This is a genomic window from Bacillota bacterium (assembly GCA_012839765.1).
Lineage (GTDB): Bacteria > Bacillota > Limnochordia > DUMW01 > DUMW01 > DUMW01.
This window is the reverse complement of the sequence record DUMW01000082.1, coordinates 1-19,892: the sequence shown is the minus strand read 5'-3', so window position 1 is coordinate 19,892 and position 19,892 is coordinate 1. Positions and strand designations below refer to the sequence as shown.

General features: G+C 55.3%; 16 protein-coding genes and 1 other annotated feature. Of the genes, 1 reads left to right on the top strand and 15 read right to left on the bottom strand.

Going from position 1 to position 19,892, the window contains the following annotated elements; genetic code table 11:
* Nucleotides 1-6 precede the first annotated feature (6 nt).
* The 13 genes from pyrF to GXX57_08080 all read right to left on the bottom strand — a co-directional run bounded on the left by pyrF (nucleotide 7) and on the right by GXX57_08080 (nucleotide 13,292).
* A complete protein-coding gene (gene pyrF, locus GXX57_08140; GenBank protein ID HHV44615.1) occupies nucleotides 7-912 on the bottom strand; it encodes an orotidine-5'-phosphate decarboxylase in 906 nt (301 codons plus the stop codon).
* A 25-nt stretch (nucleotides 913-937) separates the two neighbouring features.
* Complete coding sequence (locus GXX57_08135; GenBank protein ID HHV44614.1) at nucleotides 938-2,233, bottom strand: dihydroorotase; 1,296 nt, start codon at nucleotides 2,231-2,233, stop codon at nucleotides 938-940.
* Nucleotides 2,217-3,161, bottom strand: coding sequence for an aspartate carbamoyltransferase catalytic subunit (locus GXX57_08130; GenBank protein HHV44613.1), 945 nt, complete (start codon nucleotides 3,159-3,161; stop codon nucleotides 2,217-2,219). Before GXX57_08130 ends, GXX57_08135 begins: the two co-directional genes overlap by 17 nt.
* Nucleotides 3,162-3,172: 11 nt before the next feature.
* Nucleotides 3,173-3,718, bottom strand: coding sequence for a bifunctional pyr operon transcriptional regulator/uracil phosphoribosyltransferase PyrR (pyrR, locus tag GXX57_08125; protein ID HHV44612.1), 546 nt, complete (start codon nucleotides 3,716-3,718; stop codon nucleotides 3,173-3,175).
* Complete coding sequence (locus GXX57_08120) at nucleotides 3,715-4,635, bottom strand: RluA family pseudouridine synthase (protein ID HHV44611.1); 921 nt, start codon at nucleotides 4,633-4,635, stop codon at nucleotides 3,715-3,717. Before GXX57_08120 ends, pyrR begins: the two co-directional genes overlap by 4 nt.
* A gap of 33 nt (nucleotides 4,636-4,668) precedes the next feature.
* The gene (gene lspA, locus GXX57_08115) at nucleotides 4,669-5,121 is read right to left on the bottom strand and encodes a signal peptidase II (protein ID HHV44610.1); all 453 of its coding nucleotides are present in this window, start codon (nucleotides 5,119-5,121) and stop codon (nucleotides 4,669-4,671) included.
* A gap of 79 nt (nucleotides 5,122-5,200) precedes the next feature.
* Nucleotides 5,201-5,818 (bottom strand): conjugal transfer protein TraR, encoded by a 618-nt coding sequence (locus GXX57_08110; protein ID HHV44609.1) that lies wholly within the window; start codon nucleotides 5,816-5,818, stop codon nucleotides 5,201-5,203.
* 17 nt (nucleotides 5,819-5,835) lie between these two features.
* Complete coding sequence (locus GXX57_08105; GenBank protein HHV44608.1) at nucleotides 5,836-6,081, bottom strand: hypothetical protein; 246 nt, start codon at nucleotides 6,079-6,081, stop codon at nucleotides 5,836-5,838.
* A 291-nt stretch (nucleotides 6,082-6,372) separates the two neighbouring features.
* Nucleotides 6,373-8,016 carry a hypothetical protein gene (locus GXX57_08100; protein HHV44607.1) on the bottom strand — a complete coding sequence of 548 codons (1,644 nt, stop codon included), beginning with the start codon at nucleotides 8,014-8,016 and terminating at the stop codon, nucleotides 6,373-6,375.
* A 296-nt stretch (nucleotides 8,017-8,312) separates the two neighbouring features.
* Nucleotides 8,313-8,855, bottom strand: coding sequence for a hypothetical protein (locus tag GXX57_08095; protein HHV44606.1), 543 nt, complete (start codon nucleotides 8,853-8,855; stop codon nucleotides 8,313-8,315).
* A 35-nt stretch (nucleotides 8,856-8,890) separates the two neighbouring features.
* Nucleotides 8,891-9,475 carry a hypothetical protein gene (locus GXX57_08090; GenBank protein HHV44605.1) on the bottom strand — a complete coding sequence of 195 codons (585 nt, stop codon included), beginning with the start codon at nucleotides 9,473-9,475 and terminating at the stop codon, nucleotides 8,891-8,893.
* A gap of 139 nt (nucleotides 9,476-9,614) precedes the next feature.
* Nucleotides 9,615-11,693 carry a hypothetical protein gene (locus GXX57_08085; GenBank protein HHV44604.1) on the bottom strand — a complete coding sequence of 693 codons (2,079 nt, stop codon included), beginning with the start codon at nucleotides 11,691-11,693 and terminating at the stop codon, nucleotides 9,615-9,617.
* 441 nt (nucleotides 11,694-12,134) lie between these two features.
* Nucleotides 12,135-13,292, bottom strand: a complete 1,158-nt coding sequence (locus tag GXX57_08080; GenBank protein ID HHV44603.1) for a sugar ABC transporter substrate-binding protein — start codon at nucleotides 13,290-13,292, stop codon at nucleotides 12,135-12,137.
* A 129-nt stretch (nucleotides 13,293-13,421) separates the two neighbouring features.
* On the opposite strand from GXX57_08080, the gene GXX57_08075 reads away from it, so the two are divergent.
* Nucleotides 13,422-15,653 (top strand): hypothetical protein, encoded by a 2,232-nt coding sequence (locus GXX57_08075; protein HHV44602.1) that lies wholly within the window; start codon nucleotides 13,422-13,424, stop codon nucleotides 15,651-15,653.
* Between the two features lie 116 nt (nucleotides 15,654-15,769).
* Here the strand turns inward: GXX57_08075 and GXX57_08070 are convergent, their stop codons facing one another.
* Both GXX57_08070 and ileS read right to left on the bottom strand, forming a co-directional pair.
* Nucleotides 15,770-16,459 carry a hypothetical protein gene (locus GXX57_08070; GenBank protein HHV44601.1) on the bottom strand — a complete coding sequence of 230 codons (690 nt, stop codon included), beginning with the start codon at nucleotides 16,457-16,459 and terminating at the stop codon, nucleotides 15,770-15,772.
* Between the two features lie 134 nt (nucleotides 16,460-16,593).
* Nucleotides 16,594-19,359 carry an isoleucine--tRNA ligase gene (gene ileS / locus GXX57_08065; GenBank protein ID HHV44600.1) on the bottom strand — a complete coding sequence of 922 codons (2,766 nt, stop codon included), beginning with the start codon at nucleotides 19,357-19,359 and terminating at the stop codon, nucleotides 16,594-16,596.
* A gap of 46 nt (nucleotides 19,360-19,405) precedes the next feature.
* Nucleotides 19,406-19,616: a binding site (T-box leader), on the bottom strand.
* Nucleotides 19,617-19,892 lie beyond the last annotated feature (276 nt).

The following is a 19,892-nucleotide window of genomic DNA, read 5'->3' as shown; positions in this document are numbered from 1 at the left end:
CACTCCTCACCAGCCAACGACCCGCCTGAGGTCATCCCGCATCCGACGGGCCGCTTCGCCGGCAGCTTTTGCAAAATCGCGCTCTCCGTACTGACTGTATTCGGGCTTTGTATAGGCGAAGATAATATCCCGGGCGGAGTTAACCACGGCCCCTTTCCCGTCTGCGTCGAAAGAAGGCAAAACCTCTTGGGCCCCGGCCCCTTGGGCGCCGTAGCCCGGCACCAGGAAGATGCACTTGGGCAGCCTTTCCCGTAACATCTTAGCATCCTCCGGGTAGGTGGCTCCCACCACCACGCCGATAAAGCTGTACCCACAACGGCCAAGGGGCCAATCCTCTACCCACTGGGCCACCTTGTCCGCCACCGCTTCATAGACTTTCCCCTCCCCACTGGGCAGGTCCTGAAACTCCACCGCGGAGGGATTGGAGGTACGCAACAACACGAACAGACCGTTCCCCTGCCTTTCCGCAACCTGTATGAAGGGCAAAACCCCGTCGGTACCCAAATAGGCGTTCACCGTCATTGCGTCAAAGGACCAGATCCGCTGGGGCGGGGAAAACAACTCCACCTCTCCTAAATAGGCGGTGGCATAGGCCTCGGCGGTGGAACCGATGTCATTGCGTTTGCCATCACCGACAACCAAAAGACCGTGGCTGGACGCCACCCTGGCCAATTCCTGGAGAGCCTGCAGGCCCCAGGGGCCAAACTGTTCGTAGAAGGCAAATTGGGGCTTCACCGCCACCGCGTACTCCGCCACCGCTTCGATAATCCGGGCGCCAAACTGAAAGAGGACCTCTTTCACCGCCTCGGGCCCGGGACCAAATCTCCTGGCCGCTTCCTCCTTCAGGTACGCCGGAATCAGGTGCCAGCGGGGATCGAGACCCACCACCACGTGGCTTTGTTTTTTCGTCATTGCCTGGTCCAAACGATCGGCGAAATTAAGCACGGACCTTCCCACCTTCCATGATCATGCGGCCGCGGTAAACTAAGGCCTGGGGCCAGCCTTTGTACTTCCGGCCCCCGAAGGGCGTATTGCGGCTCTTGCTGTAGAACCCATCGGGCTCCACCACCTTCTCCCGCTCCGGATCGATGAGGGTGATGCTGGCCACCTGACCGGGGGCAATGGCTAAGGGGTCAAGGCCCAGAATCCTAGCCGGTGCCGTAGACATGGCCTCAATGGCCCGAAGGGGCGTGAGAATACCCCCATGGACCAGCTCCGACATGATCACCGGCACCGTGGTCTCTAGACCAATGAGCCCGAAGGGGGCATGGATGTACTCCTGCTCCTTCTCTTCCCTAGTGTGGGGGGCATGATCCGAGGCAATACAGTCGATGGTCCCGTCGGCCAGTCCCTGCCGCACCGCCTGCACATCCTCCCAGGAGCGCAAGGGCGGGTTTACTTTGGTGTTGGTATCGTAGCCACAAACCGCCTCGTCGGTCAGAGTCAGATGATGGGGAGTGACTTCCGCGGTGACCTTGATCCCCCGGGCCTTCCCCCAGCGGATCAGTTCCACGGACCGGGCGGTGCTGACATGGGCAATGTGCAAGTGGGCACCGGTCTCCTCCGCCAAGAGCAGATCCCGGGCAATGATTGCTTCTTCCGCCACGGGACTGATGGGAGGCAGACCCAAAACGGTGGACCAGTAGCCTTCATGCATGACCCCACCATCGGCCAATTTCCCGTCCTCGGCGTGGGTGATCACCGGCAAATCCAACATCTTGCCATATTCTAAGGCTTGGCGCATCAAATATCCGTCGTTGACACAGTGTCCGTCGTCGGAAAAGCCTCGCACCCCGGCTTGGGCCATCTCCACCAGCTCCGCCAGCTCCTCGCCGGCCAGGTTCTTACTGATCGCCCCGATGGGATACACCTCCACCACCGCGTCCTTCCTGATGATCTCATGTAGAAAACCGCAGACGGTTTCCCCATCGAGCACGGGATCCGTGTTAGGCATACAGGCTACCGCCACAAACCCCCCAGCCGCGGCCGCCATGGTGCCGGTGCGCACTGTCTCCTTGTCCTCTCGGCCCGGTTGGCGCAGATGCACGTGGATATCCACCAGGCCTGGCACCGCCCACAGACCGGCAGCATCGTAGACCGTGGTGTCAGCGGTGGCTTCCAAATTGGGCCCTACCTTGACGATCCTTTCCCCCTGGATGAGGATATCCAGTTGAACCCGATCAATGTTGCTTATCGGGTCAATGACCAATGCGTTTTTAATCAACAGACTCATCGATTTTCCTACCTCCCGCCAAGAGCAGATATAACAGGGCCATGCGCACCGCCACACCATTGGTCACCTGTTCGGTGATCACCGCCCGGGGATCCTCCACCACGTCGGGGGTAATCTCCACCCCCAAATTGGTGGGCCCGGGATGCAGGATGAGACAATCATCGGACAACAACTTCAGCCGGTCTTTGTGTAGACCGAAGCTACGCACATAATCCCGGATAGAGGGAAAGACCGCCCGGTGATGCCTTTCCCTTTGAACCCGCAAAAGGTTGACCACATCCATCTGGGGCAGATACTTGTCCAGATCGTAGACCACCTGTACCCCTAGCTTTTCAATCCCCGTGGGGATCAGGGTGGGCGGTCCCGCCACGTACACCTCCGCCCCCAGCTTGGTCAGTCCCCAAATGTTAGAACGGGCCACCCGGCTGTGGAGGATGTCGCCGACGATCAGTACCTTCAGACCGGCAATCTGCGCCTTGTGTTCCAAAATGGTGAAAAGATCCAACAGGGCCTGGGTGGGGTGTTCATGCCAGCCGTCCCCCGCGTTAATCACACAAATATCAATATGCCGGGCCAAAAAGGCCGCGGCACCGGCTGCATAGTGCCGTAGCACGATCACATCGGCACCGATGGCCCGCAGAGTCTCGGCGGTATCGATGAGACTCTCCCCCTTCTTCACACTGCTTTGGGCCACCGCCACATTGATGACATCCGCACTCATGGTCTTGGCCGCCATCTCAAAGGAATTGCGTGTGCGGGTGCTCGGCTCATAGAACACATTGGCCACCGCTTTCCCCCTCAAGGCCGGGGTCTTCTTGATGGTCCTGGATAAAATTTCCTTGCAGGGTTTGGCCGTATCTAAGATCAGTTGGATCTCCTCTGCGGTAAGATCCTGTAAGCCTAATAGGTCTTTACCTCGTAGTCCCACACCGACCCCTCCTAACAATGTTCAAAGAGTTGAACCTTGTCCTCACCGTCAATCTCCTCCAGGCAAACCTTGATCACTTCCGTCCGTGCGGTGGGAACTTCCTTCCCGACGAAATCGGCCTGAATGGGCAGTTCCCGGTGCCCGCGGTCGATGAGTACCGCCAGTTGAATCTTCCGGGGTCGGCCCAGGTCAATTAGCGCATCAAGGGCCGAGCGGACCGTCCGGCCGGTATACAACACGTCGTCCACCAGGACGATAATCCGGTCGGTGATGTCAAAGGGAACCTCGGTGGTCCGCACCACCGGCTGGGCAGCGGCCAGGGAGAGATCATCTCGATACAGGTTAATATCCAAAATCCCCAGGGGGACTTCCTTCCCCTCCACCGCCTCCAGCTTCTGGGTCAACCGCTTGGCCAAGGGCACACCCCGGGTACGGATGCCAATTACCGCCAGCTCCTCCACCCCCCGGTTGCGCTCCAGGATCTCGTGGGTCATCCGGTCTAAGACTCGATCCATCTCCTTGTTGTCCAGGACTTCCTTTTTGAACTTAAGCATCATTGCTCCTCCTTTGGCTCCAGGGCATACAAGCCATCCATCACCCTCCGCAGATCCTCCGGCAAGGGGGCAACGAAGTGCACATGCTTGCCGGTCCGGGGATGCCGGAATTCCAGTTCCGAAGCATGCAGGGCATGTCTGTCCAAACCGAGGGTAGCCCCGCCGGGGCTGTACTTCTTGTCCGCCACCACAGGGTGATTGATAAAGGCCAGATGTACCCGAATCTGATGGGTCCGACCCGTAACGATGCGGGCATCCAGTCGCGTAAAGTTTTGGAACCGTTCCTTAACGTAATAATAGGTAATGGCATTGCGCCCACCGTTGTACCGCACGGCCATCCGCTTACGATCGAAGGTGTGACGGCCGATGGGGGCCTCGATCTTCCCTTCGTCCAGACTCAACCGCCCCTGAACCAAAACCCAATACATCCGCTTAACGGTGCGTAGTTTGAGCTGCTCCGCCAAACACATGTGGGCCATGTCATTCTTGGCCACCACCAGTACACCGGAAGTCTCCTTATCCAGCCGGTGGACGATCCCTCGCCGTTTCGGTCCACCGATGTAAGATAACTCGTTAGTGTAGGCCAAGAGGGCATTGACCAGGGTACCCCTTTCGCTCCCCGGAGCGGGATGTACCACCATCCCCGGCGGCTTGTTCACCACCAAAAGATCAGCATCTTCGTAGAGAATATCCAAGGGGATGTCCTCTGGTTCCACACTGTCGGTCTCCCGCAGGGGGACGTACACCTCGATCTGATCCCCGTAGTTGGTACGATAACTGGGTTTGCAGGCGGCTCCATTGACCAGCACTTTACCCTCTTCGATCAGCCGGCGGGCTACGGAACGGGAAGGGATATCGGGATGCCTGGTCAAGAAAACATCCAGACGCAATTTGATGCTGTCCGGTGTGGTCACAATCATCACAGAAGGTTCAAGTTCACTGCAAATACCGCCTCACCACCGTTCACCTTGTGTCTTGGGCTGTCGGACGATGTACCACAGGAGTAGAAGTACACCGCCCACGATGGCGATGTCCGCCACGTTGAAGATGGGCCAGACGCGGATATCAATGAAGTCCACCACTTTGCCGATGCGCAGACGATCGATGACATTACCTAAGGCGCCGCTGGCACTGAAGGTGATGCCCAGCAAAAGCAGCGGATCCTTAGGTCGCGTGGTGTACACAAACCACCCCAACGCGCCAAGCACAATGAAGGTTATCATGACAAAAAGAAAGGAGCCAGCGGGGAAAATACCGAAAGCTGCTCCTGGATTCTGTACGTGGGTGAAATATAGCACCGGGTGGAACACCGCCACCGATTGTCCCATCGGGATCCTGGCTTGCACCAAAAGCTTTGTCAGCTGATCCAGTACCACCACCACTGCCCCAAGCGCAAAATACAGCATACCCTAACCCCCTGGCTCAAAATGCGGCATGGAACCACGCCGGAAACCGAAAATATTCTAGCACATATTCCCTTCCGGTTCAACGCTGGGGGCGTCGGCGGAACTGATCCATCTCCTCCACGGCACTCCGCACCTCCGCCGCATCAATGTAGGCTTGATCGACAGAAACACCACCACCCACATCCTGGGGTGAATTGGCGTTGCCCCAGCGGGCCAGCTCCTGCCAGGCATCCTCGCCATCAAACCCGGTATAATCATCCTCATCCCGGAAGCTGCGACCAAAGGGTGGTCCCAGAACCTTTTCCTCCACGGGCCGGGATTCCCTCGAAGGCAGTTCCTCGCTGCAGGCATAGCACAAGGTAGTGTAGGGTATCGCCCAAAGGCGGTCTGCGTCGATGGGCTGTCCACAGACATCACAAACACCGTAGGAGCCGTCGTCGATGGCCTCTAGGGCATCCTGCACCCTTCCGGCCAGCATCCTGAGGTTGTCCATGAGGCCGATGTCTCTACTGCGCTCGTACATTTCAAAACCCAGATCCGAACTATGCTGGTCGTAGGCGGACAGTTCGCCCACCGACTGGGTCATGCTTTGGCTAAGTTCTCCCTGCATGCGGGAGATGCGGTTTTGTAACTCATGTTGATACGCCTGCAGATGCTGTTTTAGTTTACCTAGATCCTCAGGTGTCAAATGCTGCATCCTCGTTCCCCCTTCAACTATGGCGCCGTAGCCAATCTCTCCATGACGATCCGCGTCAGTTCCGCAATATACTCTCCGATCACCGGCAAGTTCAAGGACGCCAGCCGGCTAAGTAACAGCAAGAAGGCCGCACCCACCACCGTAAACCCCACCGCGATCCCAAAGCCCCGCACCACGCCAGAGATAAAGCTGAGGTAGATAATCCGGCGGGGATTGCGGTACAACTCGACGTACTCCGCAATACTGGCCTTTTCCATAAGCATGGCCAGTTTTTCGATGCGACGGATAAGCGTGGCTACCAAACCTTCGTTAATGGTCTTCGACACGGTTTTCCCCCTACTGCCCTCCCAGTGGATCCTGGTCTTAGCTTTCCCCCCAATGGTGGCACTTCTCCGCTTCAACTTCCGGAAAAACCGATATCCCGGATCCGTTACAGGAGGTTCGGGGTAAACCTGTGGGAACTATGTTCATCAGGGAAGGATTGCTGGAAGGAAAACTTGTAAGGAAAAGAATCCTTTCATCGGACTAAGGAAGCATATCAATCAATAGAAGAGCTACAGACGCCTCCGTTCCAGACGGACGCGCAACTGTTCAAAACTGATCCCATAGGCCCGGGCGATATCCTTGGCGTAGCTTTTGCCCACGGGAGGTGCAGGCACGATCCGGTAGGTGCGCTGGGCTCGGTTTTGTTCATCGTAGGTAAGCCCCGCCACCAGGCTGACCAAAAGACTGTCCCCGGGCACTTGTCGGTTGATCTCATCGATACTCTCCGCCAACTCATGGAGGTGAGTGGCAAAGGCAGCCCGGGCACCCAAGAAACGTACCGCCCGGATAATATCCAAGGTCAGGTAGAGGCTCTCCCCTGGGCTGGTGCTGGCCAAGGACTCATTGAGCAAAAGGAGGCTGTAGGGGGTCGCGGTCTCGAAGATCTCGGCCAACCGCCGCAGTTCGGCACTGAGGCGGCCTTCGATGTTATCGGTGCCTTCCTGTTCCGCAAAATGGGTATAAACCCAGTCCACCGGGCTAATCTTTGCCTCGGTGCCCGGCACAAAAAGACCCGCCTGCATCATCACCTGAACCAAGCCGATGCTGCGCAGATAAGTGGTCTTACCGCCCTGGTTTGGACCCGTGATCACCAGGATCCGTCCTTCGGGACCCATACGGATGTCGTTGGTCACGATCTCTTCATCTAGTTTACGAACCGGGTTAGTCGCCAGCCGATCCAGAGCCAAGGTAAGGCTATAGCTGTCTTTGACCTCGGTAACCCGGGCTTCTTTGGGCAGCACTTTGGGGCGACACATGGGTAGTCCCGCGGCCTGGAGTTGGTTGATCAGCTTGACTGCACCGAGGTAAAAATCGAACTCGGATTCCAGTTGCGCATACCAACGGGAATTGATCCCCGTAAACCGGGCGAGGGCACTGCTCACCGGTTTGAGGGCATCTCGGAAGACCCCGTCTAGATCCCTGAACAACGCCGCTTCCAGATCGGGGCGTTTCAAAAGGCTGTGAAAAACATGGGGTTGCTTCCCGTCGGCAAATAGGCCCCGCAGTTTGCCCAAGAAAGACTTGGGCTCAAAGGGCTCGGAGTTAATGGAAAGGAGCGTGGCCTCCACGGGGCGAAGCTGCTTGTCCAAATTAAGACCGATGGTCACACTGGAAACGCTCATAAACCGCACCCGCACCGCAGGCAGTTCTGCTTCCAAATCCTTGAACTCCTTACTCTCTACCAGGGCAGTGAGATAATCGGTCAAGCGGCGCAGACCTTCGGAACGGACATCCTCCCGGAACAGGGCCAGCACCTGTTGCAACCGTTGAGTACAATGGACATATTGCTCCAGCGCTTCAAAACGCCAACCCAACTGTCGGAGGGGATGATCCCCTTTGATGTGCCTGGGCTGCTTCAGGGAGGTGAAACGCCGGATGGTGGGAGAAAGCTCCTTGATTTTGGACACCAGCCGGGGCAACTTCAAGAAATCCTCGAGGATAGCCAACCGATATTCGATCACCTCTGGATCCGTACAGGGACTGTACAGAATACGCCGCAAAGACTCCCGATTGCGTAGATCAATACTCAGGGCCCTGACCACCTTGTCGAGATCCAGATCGGTAATGAATTGCTCCGGTAAGCCTGCGGTCTTCCTCTCCCGGGCCAGGTGTTCTTCACTAGGCCAAAGGAGACTGACCGGTGTTGTCTCCATACTGGCACCCCCTTGCGCACACAAGCAGCCGCCCATTATTCCCACCTTGGCAGAGCTTGTACCATAGGACCTCTTGGTTGTTTTCGACGGTCTAGGAGGAGATCCCTTTACCTGTTTTCCTATGGCAATAGACTCTCCGGTCTAAAGGCGGTATGGGTAAAGAAAGAAGAAAGAGTCCGCTCCCTGAGGAAGGACTCTTTCTCTGTCACGCTGGGTGTACAACTAGATATTCTACGCTCTACCCCAGGCCACCGCGATGATTTTGTGGGGCAGAACAGTCTGGATAGGTGATACCCTTACTCCTTGATCAGAAACTCAATACTGGCAATGGACGGGGTGTATGTGGAGTTGCCGCTGCCCCGCTCATACAGATCCACCCGGTACACCTTACCCCAGAGCGGGAACCGCTCATAGTCGGTCAACCGGACCTCGGAGACTTGCCATTCGTTGAACGTGTAGTCGCCGGGGTTACCGATCCTTACATTAGAATACTCCTTCAGATCACGACCATAGTACACCCGCAGAATGACATCACTCATGGTGTTGCGGTCGGAACAGTCGATCCTCCACTTAATGCGCATCACCATGTTTTCATCAATAATATCCACGGGATTGCGGAAGGTGACACCCACCCAACCCCAGCTGCCTTTCCAGCCCAGCTGGCAAACAGGTACACCATCAATGGTCGTGATCTGGGCTTCCTTCGGCTCGAGGACTACGTTCTTCCAGTTGTCGCCTTCAAAATCAAAGCGAATAACCTCCGTTGCACTGACACCACAAAACAACACAACCATCACCATCAGCGGGAGTAAGACCAGGAAAAGATTCTTTGTTCGCATAGTTTCTCTTCTCTCCTTTTTATTGTTTGAGCTAATCACTCTTCCCCTTCTTCGGGTTCCACAATGGCAAACTCGATGGCTGCCAGAGAGATGAAGGAGTCTGTTTTCTTATGTTCTTCGCTAATATCGACCCGGTGAACCATGGCACCTACGGGAAATTCCTCGTAATTCGTGAGGCGAATCTCCGATACGTGCCATTCGTTAGTGCTAAACTGTCCCCCTTGGCTGTCGAGGTTAATCTTCCTCGGCACACTGCCCGAGTAGTACACGAGGGCCTGCACCCTGTTACAGGTAGTCCGGGTTTCACAATCAACACGCCAGGTCACACGCAGAACCATGTTTTCGTCAAAGATCTCCACAGGATTATTGATGATGGCACCAACCCAACCCCAGCTCTCGTTTTTCGGTTGCTGTCTTTGGGCAGCCTGGACACCGTCAACGTCGGTCACGGTGGCTTCCCCGGGCTGTCGCCAGATATAATCCCTCCAGTTGGGGTCATCAAAGGAGTAACGAAGCACCCACGGTGTGGGTTCCTCGTCCCCGGTGGGCAAAGACAAACACCCTACGGTCAACAGCAGAATCAGCAAGAACAGTGGTACATTCTTCAGCATCGTTTTCATGCTGTCTGTTTCCCCCTCAAAACCTGTATTTCCTTCGTTCATCCAGGCCCATCGGCCCTAAAGCCTCCACGGTAGAATACTTGCTGCTACCGGTTCTGCCTGTCCCCTAACCACCTCCTCTTCCGTTATTGCCCGATCCCTACTTAACCAAAACAGGCTCCGTCCACGCTTCGGGCATATCCAGGGCACCTACGGCTTTCACCATGCAGCGGATGGTCTTCCCGACCTCTACTTCCGTCAAGGTATAGGTGGGATCCGCGCCATAGGTCAGTGGATAGCCGTCAGCAAACCAGTAGTAGCGAAGATCGGTCACATTTTCCACATTTGGGATACACGTGAGGGTGCCACCCACAGCGGCATCACCCACCAGCTGCGGCCTTGCCACAAAGGGTTTGGGTATAGCGTTTATCTGCTCTGTCTTCTGCAGCACCTCAATCCAATCAATCACGAAGTCTTCCCGTTCCGATTTTGGCAGACCATCATTGGCTCGCAACGCATAGTCCACCAGCAGGTACATCGGCTCTAGATACAAGGCTGGGGTCGGACAGCGACAAACTTCCACCCATTTCTCGGTACCACTCCTACGATCCGGGATGGTCACATTCACGTAGGTCCAATCCTCGTCCACCACGAACTCCCAGGTATGGAACTGACCGTCCCAGACGTAAAGACCCAGGTTGTTTTCCAAGGGGGTTAGGTTTCCGCCGAACACCTTGTACCGTTGGTAGCTGTCGTTTTGTCGGACAAAGATGTTTTTCACATGGGTATAGTGCAGATGGGACGACATTCCGTTGTAATAGTAACCATTGGTGCCCACGAACTCAAACCAGTCCACTTCGATTCGGTTGGAAGTGCGCCAGTACAGGAACTCAATCCCATAGGACCAGAAGGCCGGGAACAAACCTCCGGGCAGTAGATGCTCCGCGATCTTCGGAAACATGCAACGGATCCGGAAAATTTTGGGACCAGACCAGACATAGCCCTGGCCCAGGTCGTTCACACTGTAGAAGGCACTGCCGTACCAAGTATTGCCCTGTTTTGCGATGGAAATGGTCTGCAGCTGGTTTTCAGGATCATGGGGATAGACGTCAGGCGTGGCTCCTGGTGGAAGCAGCCGAGCATCATTCCCCACGGCAGTATTCCAACCGGGGGCTTGCCATAGGTCTCCCTCGTTGCTTGTGCTAGGGCTAATCCTAAAGGCGCGGAAATCATCGAAAAAGACCCGTTCCCAACCCTCCGGTTCCACCCGGTCGCCGCCGGTGTTCACCCGGGTGACGCTCTTGGTAAGGCTCTGACCCCAGGCAGTCCAAGCCTCGTCATCGTGGACGTAACGACGGGGCAGGTCCTCTTCATCCAAAACCGGGGGTAATTCCCGATAGGGATGATCCGCGGGCAGATTGGCCTGGAAGCCCAACCGATGGGCCGCCCAACCTTCCAATTTCCTTACCATAGCCTCGGTCAACTCCGTTTGACCCAACAGGATGGTATCGTAGGCCCAAGCCATATTGCCGTCGTTGCGGTTGTCTCCGATAAAGGAATTCGCATCATAGGCCAGTTCACTGGAAAACCGACTGGGCTGCTCTTCGGTTGTTGTCAGGGTTACACCGTTTACGGAGGCAAACATACGTCCCTGCCGCATCCCGAAGACTACCACATTCCAGGTCTTGCCGTCTGCAATTACGTTCTTCGCGTTCATGATCCGCCGGTCTAACCCGGTGGCGCCTCGTCCCACGAATTGAATGAACAGGCCATCCTTTTTGTTGTACCAAACCTTGGGGGAGGACTTGCTCGGTCCAAGCCCTTGGTTGATATCCAGCAGAACCGTCTCCTCGGCGGAACCGGTATTGGCATCGATACGGAAGGTGATCACACCCCACCGGTAGTTCCACCGCGCATCCCGCTGACCGGCCATCGTCAAGAACTGACCGGAATTGGCCGCAAACTCCACACCACCATTGGCACTGGTCTTTTGGGGTTGCAGGGTAACATTGCTCTGGGTGGGAGACAGATTCAGAACTCCCCGGGAAGGATGTTCCGATACGGCCCCAACCTCCACATCTTCCTGGACAAAACCGGACATGATCCACTCAGAAAAGAGGTTGACCGCCCATGGAATCTTAGTCTTGCTATTGGTCACGCTCTCCCGGGAAATCAGTTGGGAGAGGGGATGACGATCCAGACACTGTTCTTCTACCGTAACCTTGCCGTCTTTGTCCACGTCGAAAACAATGCCTTCCAGGTTCCGGGCAGAAGGATTGCAATACCTCCAGCATGGCCTTCCGCTCCACGTCGTCATAAAGGCCATTGCCATCAGCGTCCAGTTCCCGCAGGATGATCACCGGTTCTGCCGCGTGTACTAACTCGCTTTCCATCGAAAACATGCCTCCTATTAGTTGTCCAAAACCCATGTGCAGGACCAACACCCATAGGACGAGTACGAAAGTCCAAGTGCCTAATCGTCGTCTGGTGCTCATCGAGTCCATCCTTTCTATGTAGGGTTAAGAACCCTTCCCGAACATCGCTTCGGGTTTCCAGCGAATCTTGATGTTGCAACCGGAAAGGCTCGGTCTAACCTACCGAGCCACCGGTAGATGCTACAAAACGCAACCCTTTGGGCAGGGACCGCATCCTGAGGATGCGGTCCCTGATCATCCCATTCTTACTCTTCTTCCAGAATGGGTCGAATCATGGCGACGATGTTCTCCACCGCCTGTTCCACACTGATCTCCTGATGGAATGCCCGGTTCAGTTCCTTACTCCAAATACTGTTCAGGCTGCTACCCTTGGGGTGCACATTGGGCTCCATCTTGATCGGATGGGACATGGCCAGGACCACTTGCTCAGGACTAGCCACCCATTCCCCAAGGTAATCCAGGTATTCGTTCCGTATCACTTCCATGGAAGCCACCGTGGTAAGCAGACCACTTTCCATGGCATACCATTTAGCAAAGTCATAGGCTTCCTGCACATATTCCGTGGTGGAACTGATGGCGACTGGACAACCACCTGCCAAATGGTAATAACCTGCGGGTCCCGCCGGATACATGACAATGTCCATCTCAAAGTTCATGGTGCGTCCGGGGATTGTGGCCACCCACCCGAACTCCATGGCAGAAGTGCCGGAATAGAACTTCACCTTCTCCTTCTCCCAGGGTAAGGGTGCGATGCGGTACTCCCACATCAAATCCACACAGAACTGCAATCCTGCGATGGTTTCCGGTGAATCCACGAGGATGGTGTAGCCATCTTCACCGATCATATCCCCGCCGGCTTGCCACACAAAGGGTGCCCAGGCGGGTGCCCACGACGCAGAGACTTGGGGAATCGCAAACCGGTCCATTTGCCCGTCGCCGTTGAAATCGGCGGTCAGCTTCCTACCTACCTCAAGGAAGGTGTCCCAAGTCCAGTTGTTTGCCTTCACCAAGTCCACCGACCGTGGCAAAGCGTTCTCCGCAAACATGGGGACGTTGTACCACATCAGGCAGACACCGCCCCAGATGGGAATCCCGTAAAACTTGCCTTGGTAGGTGCCGGACACGATCTCAGTAACATCGCTTTCCAGATCAAGATAGGGATCCGCGGCCACCAGATCATCAATGGGCCGAACGATACCCAACTCCACGAACTGGGGAAGCCACTTCCGGTCCACTACAATCACATCGGGCAACATCCCTGAAGCCGCCAACAGTTGAATGTGCTGCCGATACTCCTCATTGGGTTTGTATAGGATTTCAATATTAATACCGGGATTTAGCTCCTCATAGCGCCGAACGGCTTCCTCCACCTCGGGACTCGAAGACCAGAGGGCAAAAGTCAAGGTGATTACTCACTAGCTTAGCCTAAGGTATGGCACCATGGAATTGGGATTCTTCCACTATCCGTTTGTGCGATCTCCCATTGGTTGAGTCGGAAGCTTGGGAAAAATCACCGAAAGGGAAGGATGGTAATGCAGCAACTTAATGGGCAAGCATATTTGCGTCTACTGGAACCTTGGGTAAAATCCCAAGAGAAGTACCTTTACACCATTCCCGACAGACCCGACCTGATGTGTTACGGTACCGGCTATAACAACTGGGGAGTGCAGACCAACCAAAAGGCCTGTGCCACCTTCGCGGTGTTGGCTGCAGACCCAAACTTTGATGAAACACAGGCAGGGGTGCCCCGGGAAAGGGTTTTGGAATATGCGCTCAGGACCCTGCGGTTTTCTTTGGAAAGTCACCTCGAGGGGAGTTATCGCTGTACCGACGATACCAAGTGGGGCCATACCTGGGTCAGTGCACTGGGAATCGAGCGGATGATGCACGGAGTGGAAGCCATCGAGGAACACCTGACCCCGAAGGATTATGAGTTGCTGAGGAAAGTACTCATCTCCGAAAGCGACTGGTTACTAGACCATTACGAAATTGTGGCGGGGCTGCTTCACAGTGAGCGCAATAACAAACCCGAAAGCAACATTTGGAACGGCGCCATCATGCTTCGCACCGCGGCTATGTATCCCGATGCGCCGCGGGTAAAGGAGTATGTGGAAAAGGGAATCCGCTTCCTTATCAACGGGATCTCGCTACCAGAGGATGAGTTTTCCCAGGAGATCGTAGACGGAAAACCAGTGGCCGAAAGGTTCGTGGGACCAAACTTCTTCTCCTCCTATGCCCTAAATCACCACAGTTACCTCAATGTTGGCTATATGGTGACCTGTCTTTCCAACATTGCGATGCTGCACTTCTTCTACAAAAAGCGCGGTCTCACACCCCCCCAGGCCCTCTATCGGCACGTACGGGAGCTTTGGGAACTGATAAAACTCTGCACCTTCCCCGATGGCCGATTGCTGCGCATCGGCGGTGACACCAGGGTCCGGTACTGTTACTGCCAGGACTATGGCATCCCCACCTGGTTGCTAATTGAAGATCTATTCGGCGATAGGGAGGCCTGCGCCTTTGAAGCAGGATGGCTAAAGCAGGTGGAAAAAGAACAACAGGTCAATCGAGATGGCAGCTTCCTCTCCCACCGTCTAGCGGAAATGAGCAAGACTTCACCTCTTTATTACACCCGATTGGAATCTGATCGGGCCGTCAATCTTTCCACGGGTGCCTACTGGCGGAGGATCCACTCTTTGCCCACCCAGGTTCCAAAGCCCAGTATACCGGTGGCTTTCTGGTCCGATGACTACCACGGAGCCTGTCTCCAGAGGGGCAAACGGCGGATCGCTTCCTTCGTGTGGGACGCCGCCCAGCCTCCCCAAGGACTTTGCCTGCCACCAACCACTAGCAACCTAGCGGAATGGCGATCGAACCTGTCGGGCGAGATTGTGGGTTTGGGCACCACCAATGAACAAAGACCCGTTTCCCACCACAAACAAGGATTCCCCGGGGGATTTATCACCTGGGGTCGAAGCTGTTTCCATTCCTTAAGACATGCCGCAGAGGGCCAGCCCGGGGAGGTGGTGGCGGAACAACAGCTGGTGTTTGTGGCCCTCCCCGATGATGCCACCGCCATTGTCCTGCAGCGGGCCGTTAACCCCGATCGCAGAACATATCTTGCCTCCAGTAAGGGCCTGTTTCTGCAGATTCCCAATGACATTTTCAACGGCAACCAACGCACCTACTATACAGAACAGGGAAAACTGGTGTTACCAGGTTTCGGCAGCCCGGAAGAACTTCTCGACCTGAAAAGCCAATGGCTCAATGTGGAAGATCAGCTTGCGGTGTTCGGACTCTACGGTGCAGAATCTTTGGCCATCTATCGGCCCGGTCGGCGCCAAATCGGACTGAAACACCACCACGACATCAAAAAGATCGACAATTCCCGCACCGGGGGTCAACTGTTTGCCGATGAGATCTGCTATCCGGTTCAGTTAGGCCTAAGATCGCTGGATCCTGGCGAGCTCATCCACGACCTGGCCGCGGTAATCCAGGCCGGTACTTCCCACCAAAAGACCGCAGCCAATTGGGAAGCAAAGAAATACGTCCAGTTGGCAACAACACACCCCCTACTGCGGGCCCTGCAAGTGGAAGGCGCCGATGGCAAGCATTACTTGTTGCTTGTCAATTTCGCTTCCAATAGAACCACCTTCACCCACCCGGATCAGCCCCAGGCGGTAAACCTGGTGACAAGAGAAACGGTACGGCTTGTGGAAGTGAATCTCTCGGGCGAAGAAGTGAAGTTGTTTCGTATTGGTTGATTCCTAATGGAGGATCGTAATCACACCGGGCTCCTATGTCTTGGTGCCCGGTGTACTTTTTAAGCCTCGATCAACGGAAATCCTTCTGGAAACCAAGTCTCAGCATTCTCTTGGGTTCAGCCTTCACTATGGTTAATCTGGTCACTACCATAATCAACCCGCTGATCCAGCGCGGCAGGCCAGACTTCCAATTGGGGGTCATCGAGGATTTCCTGGATGCACCCAGTGGTTCCCCCGATGTATGTGCACATCTGGTCCACCTCAGTGGCCACACACCAAGCTCGGTCTTCGGGCCACCAGAGGTTAGCCAGCCAAGATACATGGGGGTTAGCACCAATGCTCTCCAGACTTCCCTGCAGAAGATAGTAACCCCGATCCGCCAATTGAAAATGGACCGCGCCCTTAGCAATGTGTTCTAGGGCAGATATTCCCCACCCATCCCAGAGGGCAAAGTAGCAGTGGGCCGGGGTTTTGGTATGCTTTTTCAAGATGCTTACCAACCTCTGGGCTTCCCCTTGGGGAAGCTGACCCAACAACGGTGGCTGAAGCCGGCTGAACAAAGGATGGTTTGCCGGGAAAACACTAATGCTATGCCATTGCATCAAGGCATGGGAGAAACGTCCTGAAAGCTCCGCCACCAAGGACCAGGATATCGGTTTAGTGTCCAGGTATGCGGGATGAAAAAGACGCGCATAGGCCCCAAAGCCCCTTGGCACCACCGCGGCCACGTAATTGGCATCGGGCTGCCTGCTCCAGGGCCTTTCCAATGCCGTCAGTAACCAGCGAGCCGGTTCCGAACAGTCCACTAGTGTGAAGGGTCCCCAATCGAGCATACCTCAACCCTCTTTTCCACCCCTGTAGGGGCACAACAAAAGCACCAAATAGAACAAGGATGACCAAGAGAAACCCTTGGTCATCCTGACATAACAAGATCCGATAGTTAGGATTTGATCACCGCCACACAGCGGGCGCATAGATCTTTAAACTCCTCGTCTTCGCCGACACTACTTAGATAACGCCAGCACCGCTCGCACTTTTCTGCGTCGGTAACCTCTACCTTCGCCTTCACACCGGGGCATTCCTCCAGGGACACACCGGTTTCGGGCAGCGTATCGGTGCGATGCACCGTGACCTTAGAAACCATGAGGAGTCGTTCAAGGTCGTTGAGGAACGGCAACAAGGCCCCATAGGCTTCTTCGTCCACATACATGCTTACCACGGCTTCGTTGGAAGAACCGATTTCCTTAAAAGCTCGCTTCTCTTCCAAGGCCTTCATGGCCACCCGGCGTACCCGCAGGAAACGTTCCCACTTGGTCAGTTCTTCTTCATCCACATCGGAGACAGACCAGGTGGTCAAGTGCACGCTTTCCTCAAGGCTAGGATCCAATTGCCGAGCGTGTTGCCAGATCTCATCCGCGGTATGGGGAATCAATGGTGCCGCCAGCTGTGTAAGCTTAAGCAAAATCTGGTACATCGCAGTTTGGGCGGATCTCCGGGCGAAGGAATCGGCCGCATCGCAATACAGGGTGTCCTTAAGGACATCCAGATAGAAGCCACCCATATCCACTACACAGAAGTTGTACAGGGTCCGATACACAATGTGGAAGTCGTACTCCCGGTAGGCCTCAATGACCCGGGCCGCCACTTCGTTCACCCGCATCAGAGCCCATTTGTCCAGGGGAGACAATTCCTCCATGGGTACCCCGTCCTTAGCTGGGGAGAAATCATGGAGGTTACCCAACAAGAAGCGGGCGGTATTTCGAATCCGCCGGTATGCTTCGGCCATCTGACCAAGGATCGTATCAGAGATCCGAATATCGTGGCGGTAATCGGAGGAGGCCACCCAGAGACGGAACACATCGGCCCCATATTTCTTGATGACCTCATCAGGTGCCATCACGTTACCCAGGGATTTGGACATCTTGTTCCCTTCCGCGTCCACGATGAAACCGTGGGTGAGGACGGCTTTGTAAGGCGGTTTACCAGACGTAGCTACGGCGGTCAACAGCGACGACTGGAACCAGCCCCGATGCTGGTCACTTCCTTCCAAATATAGATCCGCCGGGACACCTAGCTCAGGCCGTTGGGCCAGTACGCAACGGTGGCTGCTACCGGAATCGAACCAGACGTCCATGATATCCGTTTCCTTGGTGAACCGGCTACCACCACATTTCCCACAGACGTAACCTTCCGGAAGCAGCTCTTCGGGGGACCTACGGAACCACGCATCGGAACCTTCCACGGCAAATACGGCGCTGATGGACTCGATGGTATTCTCATCTAGAATTGTGTTGCCACAATCCTGGCAATAAAAGATGGGAATAGGCACCCCCCACTTCCGCTGTCGGGAAATACACCAGTCATGACGTTCCCGCACCATGTTACCGATCCGATCGCTACCCCACTCGGGAATCCACTGCACCTCATCAATGGCCTTCAAGGCATCTTCCCGGAAACCATCGATGGAAGCAAACCATTGCTCCGTCGCCCGGAAGATCACCGGTTCTTTACAACGCCAGCAATGGGGATATTGGTGGGTAATCTTGCCGCTCTTCAGCAGGAGCCCCGCTTCCTGCAGATCCTCGACGATCACCGGATTGACCTTGGCCACGTTCATCCCCGCATACTTACCCGCCTCTTGGGTAAAGTTGCCCTGGGCATCCACAGGAGCGTAAACGGGCAGATCGTAACTCAATCCCACTTCATAGTCCTCTACACCATGGCCCGGTGCCGTATGCACACAGCCTGTCCCCTGTTCCAAGGTTACGTGCATACCGAGTATCAAGGGAACGGTCCGTTCCTCCAAGGGGTGCCGGCACAGGATCCCTTCCAATTCCTCTCCTCGGTACTCGCCAACCACAGACATAGTGCTAAGCTCCAACTCTCCGGCAAACTGTTCAGCCAAATCCTTGGCCACCAGGAGCTTACCCTGGTTGGTTTCCACAAGGACGTAGGTGTAGGCCGGATGCAGACATACCGCCATGTTGGCAGGCAAAGTCCACGGTGTGGTGGTCCAAATTACCACCGCGGCATCCTCCGGGAGCACCCCCTTACCATCCGTCACCGTAAACTTGACATAAATGGAGTGGGAATGGGCATCATGATACTCGATCTCCGCTTCGGCCAAGGCAGTCTGGCAGGACATACACCAGTATACCGGCTTGAGTCCTTTGTAGATATTGCCCTTGGCATACATATCCCCGAAGACCCGGATCTGCTCTGCTTCATACTTGGGATCTAAGGTCACATAGGGATTGTCCCAATCCCCCCAACCTCCGAGACGTTTAAACTCTTCCCGTTGGATATCCAGGAATTTCAGGGCGTACTCTTTACAGGCCTGCCGCAACTTGATGGGGTCCGTTTCCGGCTGTTTTTGGGATTTCACCACCGCATGTTCCACGGGCAATCCGTGGGTATCCCAGCCAGGCACAAAGGGAGCCAAATATCCATCGAGGGACTTGGAACGAACAACGATATCCTTCAAGACTTTGTTCAGGGCCGTCCCAATATGAATGTGTCCATTAGCGTAAGGCGGACCGTCGTGGAGAATGAACTTAGGACGTCCCTCCCTTTGGCCCTTTTCCTGCAGTTTCTCATAAAGCCGGGCTTTTGCCCATCTTTTCTGTATCTCCACTTCCCGCACCGGCAGGTTTGCCCGCATGGGGAAGTCAGTCGTTAACAGCTGTAGCGTACTCCGATAATCCATGATAATCCTCCCTAGAACTACTGACATAATAAAAAAAGCCCCCACTGCTGGGGGCGAGAAATTTCCCGCGGTACCACCCCGATCAGCACCAAAGGTGCCACTCGGTGAATGATAACGCCTTCCGACGTCCCGGCCTACTGGACTTCGACCGGGCCCCTCCGGGCTGATCTTCACTACGGCCTTGATCATCGGGCTCCCACCAACCCCCGACTCGCTGGGATCAGACACCGAGCTACTCTTCCCTTCCTCGGGTTTAGAATATTTTACGGAAGAAAACTTCCGGCTTCCTTCCGTTTTCTTAGATTATTACATATTATCCTTAATAACCGTGCCGTTGTCAAGGGGAACCGACGACAGGGGTGCACGCACAAAACGTAGGTAGAAATCATCACTCTACCCCCGTACACTATGCTATTTTTGGCTGCCAGTACTCGTCCCAACGATTACCATGGATAAAGGCAGCGAGGTTAAGCATTTGTTGGACACCGGCTTGGCTCCACCTCATTCCTGCCTGTTTGTGCCGTTTACAGACT